Below are 3390 nucleotides of genomic sequence, written 5' to 3' on the forward strand. Positions count from 1 at the left end.
CTTCCGGGGTGCGCAAGAAACGGCGCAGGCGGTTCATGCGCTTGCCTCGCCGGCGCCGACGCGTGGATCGAGGACAGCATAGGCGAGGTCGACCAGGAGATTGATGACGACGACCAGGACGGCGCTGACCAGGATGATGCCGAGCAGCAGCGGCGTGTCGCGTCCGGCGACGGCCTCCTGCGCCAGCCGGCCGAGGCCGGGCACGGCAAAGACGCTTTCGATGACGACGCTGCCGCCAAGCATTTGCGCCGATTGCAGGCCGAGCATGGTGACCAATGGCAAAAGCGCGTTGCGGGCGACATGGGCAAGCACGACGCGGCGGCGGGGCAGGCCCCTGGCGCGGGCGGCGAGGACAAAATCCTGCCGCCAGGCTTCGGCCATGCCGGCGCGCATCATGCGCAGATAGAGCGCGAGATAGATGAAGCCGAGCGCCGAGACCGGCAGCACCAGATGGGTGGCGATGTCGGCGGCGCGGGAAAATCCGGTTTTGCCGGAGGCTATGGTCTCGATGCCGCCGATCGGCAGCCAGCGCAGGTCGACGGCGAAGACGACGATCAGCACGAGGCCGAGCCAGAAGCCCGGCACGGCATAGAGCGCCAGCGAGCCGATCGACAGGAAGCGGTCGCGGAAGCTGCCGGGCGCAGCGCCGGCATAGATGCCGAGCGCCGAGCCGAGGCCGAAGGAGAGCGCGGTGGCGCTGCCCATAAGGACCAGCGTGGTCGGCAGGCGTTCGAGGATCACGTCACGGATCGGCCGCGAGAAGGTAACGGATTGGCCGAGGTCGAGATGCAGCAAGGCCCAGAGGTAGTTGGCGAGACGGGTGAGCTCCGACTGGTCGAGGCCCCAACGATGGCGCAGCAGTTCGATCATGCCGGCGTCGCCGCCGGTCGAGACGATGTAGGCGTCGACCGCGTCGCCCGGAGCGGCTTCGAGGAGGAGGAAGCTGCCGATGACGACGATGAGCAGCACGAAGAGGCTGCCGACAAGACGGCGACGCAGGAGGGTGAGGGCGCGGGTCATGCGCGCCTCGAAGGGTTGGCGATACGCTGGCTATTGAAAAAGCCGAGCCCAGGCCGGGGGTGACGGAACGCGGCCTCCGACCAAATTCCGATTTGTTCGCGAATTTTCATCCGCGCGAATGTGTCACGATTCCAAATAAGTGTCCGCCCAGTTCGACACAGCCCAGCGCGGGTTGTTGGCGATGTTGCCCACCGTATCGCGAGCCACGCTAATGAAACTCCACTCCGCAACGTTGATCAGCGGCAGATCGGCAGCGACCTTCTTCTGGAACTCCTTGTAGAGCTCGGTGCGAGCCGAGGTGTCGAGCGTCTCGGACGCCTTGACGATGAGCGCATCGAGCTCGGCGTTCTTATAGCCGCCCTGGTTGGAGAAGGGCACGCCGTCGGGAATGCCGCTCTGCACCAGGATGGTGGTCGAGATCGCCGGGTCGCCGCGGAACACGGGCGGGCCGACGGCGAGGTCGAAGGCATGGTCGGTGTAGACGGCTTTGATGTGGGCTGCCGAGTCGTTGTTGACGATCTGGGCGTCGATGCCGATCGCCGCCAGCGCCTGGCGCAAATAATCGCCGAACTGCTTCGTCTCGTTGAAATAGGGTGCCGGCAAAAGCTTCAACGCAAAGCGCTTGCCGTCGTCGGCGCGCTTGTAGCCGGCTTCGTCCAGCAGAGCGTTGGCCTTGGCGACGTCGAAAGGATAGGTCGGCACGTCGGCGGTGTAGAATTGCGGATCGTTCTTCGGCACAGGGCCAGTGGCGGTCGCGGCGTAGCCGAGGAAGATCGTCTTGACGACGAAATCCTTGTCGATTGCATGGGCGATCGCCTGCCGCGCCTTGAGGTCGGCCAGCTCCTTGCGGCGGTGGTTGATCTCGACGACGAGCTGGTAGGTCAACCCCTCATAGCCCTTGGTGATGACCTTCAGGCCCGGCACTTTGGAGATGCGGTTGAGGTCGGCGAGCGGCACGGCGGAGAAGGCGGCGAGCTGGATCTCTTCGGCTTCCAGCGCAGCGGCGGCGGACGTGCGATCGGGAAGCACCTGGTAGACGATCTCGTCGAGATAGGGCTCGTCCTTGCCCCAATAGGCGTCGTTCCTCGTCAGCCGGTAATATTGGCCGGCCTTGTATTCGGCGAATTTGAATGGACCGGTGCCGACCGGCGCATTGTTGGCCGGGTTGTCCTCGATCTTGCCGTTTTCATAAACGTGCTTCGGCACGACGCTCGACAGCGCCGGCAGCGCGTTGCGGATGAGCTGGAACGGCGTCGGCTTGGCGAATTTGAAGACGGCCGTCAGCTCGTCCGGCGTGTCGACAGCCTCCAGGTCCTTGAACACGGTGCGGCCGAGATTCTGCAGCGGCTTCCAGATCTGCAGCGCCGAGAAGGCGACGTCGGCGGAAGTGAAGGGCTTGCCGTCATGCCATCTGACGCCGTCGCGCAGCTTGAAGCTCACCGACAGGCCGTCGGCCGCACCTTCCCAGGAAAGCGCGAGCCGCGGTTGAAGCCCGTCCTTGGCGTCGAAGGAGGCTTCGGCCAGCGTCTCGACGATCTTGCTGGAAATGAAGAAGACGCCGTTCGATGCAACGATTGCCGGGTTGAGGTTGCGCGGTTCGGAATCGGCGGCCAGCACGAGGCGGCCGCCCTTCTTCGGCGTCTGCGCGAAGCCGATGGTCGGCAGCGCGTTCGAGGCCAGCAGCAGCGCCGAACCGGCCAGCAGGCCGCGGCGTGAAATCGTCAATTCGGACATCGTTCAAACTCCCCTCTTCGCACCGTGGCAGGCGCGCCAATCGCGTGATTATGGGCCTTGGCAAAGGTTTCGCCAGAGACGGTTTTGGCGCAGCATGGCTTGGCTTTGAAATTTCCGTCCGCTGGACCAGCCGGCCGAAAGAAGCTCTCATACCTTTATCTGGTAGGACCAGATTATAGCGAAGCGGGATAGGGGTTCGGACATAAACCGCCTTTGGCGCGAAAGTGATCAGTTCTGGCTGGACCAGAGCGGCCAAAATGATGCAGATTTGGCCGACAGCCATAAATCATAACGTTCGGTGCTCCTGCGACCGATGAAAAACAGGGAGAGGCAGATGAACATCGCTCCGGGCAAGACCGAGGTCAGCAGTATTCCCTTCGACCAGGCGCGGGTGGACCGGCTGATGGAAGAGGCCGGCATCGACGTGCTCTTCGCCACCTCCAAGCACAACACGCAATATCTGCTCGGCGGCTACAAGTTCATCTTCTTCGCGGCGATGGATGCGATCGGCCACAGCCGTTACCTGCCGATCGTGCTTTACGAGAAGGGCGGGCCGGAACACGCAGCCTATATCGGCAACAAGATGGAAGGGGGCGAACACCAGAACCATCCGTTCTGGACGCCGACCTTGCACGC

General features: G+C 63.6%; 2 protein-coding genes and 1 pseudogene. 1 reads left to right on the plus strand and 2 read right to left on the minus strand.

The features are described 5' to 3' along the window. Nucleotides 1–33: 33 nt before the first annotated feature. Both EOA28_RS29490 and EOA28_RS29495 read right to left on the minus strand, forming a co-directional pair. On the minus strand, nt 34–1020 hold the full coding sequence (locus EOA28_RS29490) for an ABC transporter permease (protein WP_127386304.1): 987 nt from the start codon (nt 1018–1020) through the stop codon (nt 34–36). A gap of 123 nt (nt 1021–1143) precedes the next feature. Next, entirely contained in the window at nt 1144–2754 is a 1611-nt protein-coding gene (locus EOA28_RS29495; RefSeq protein ID WP_127386305.1) for an ABC transporter substrate-binding protein, read from the minus strand. Between the two features lie 334 nt (nt 2755–3088). Between EOA28_RS29495 and EOA28_RS29500 the strand changes: the two are divergent. Beyond that, nucleotides 3089–3390 (plus strand): annotated as a pseudogene (locus EOA28_RS29500) (aminopeptidase P family protein); the annotation flags it as partial.

Origin of the sequence: Mesorhizobium sp. M2A.F.Ca.ET.067.02.1.1, from assembly GCF_004023285.1 — a bacterium.
GTDB lineage: Bacteria > Pseudomonadota > Alphaproteobacteria > Rhizobiales > Rhizobiaceae > Mesorhizobium.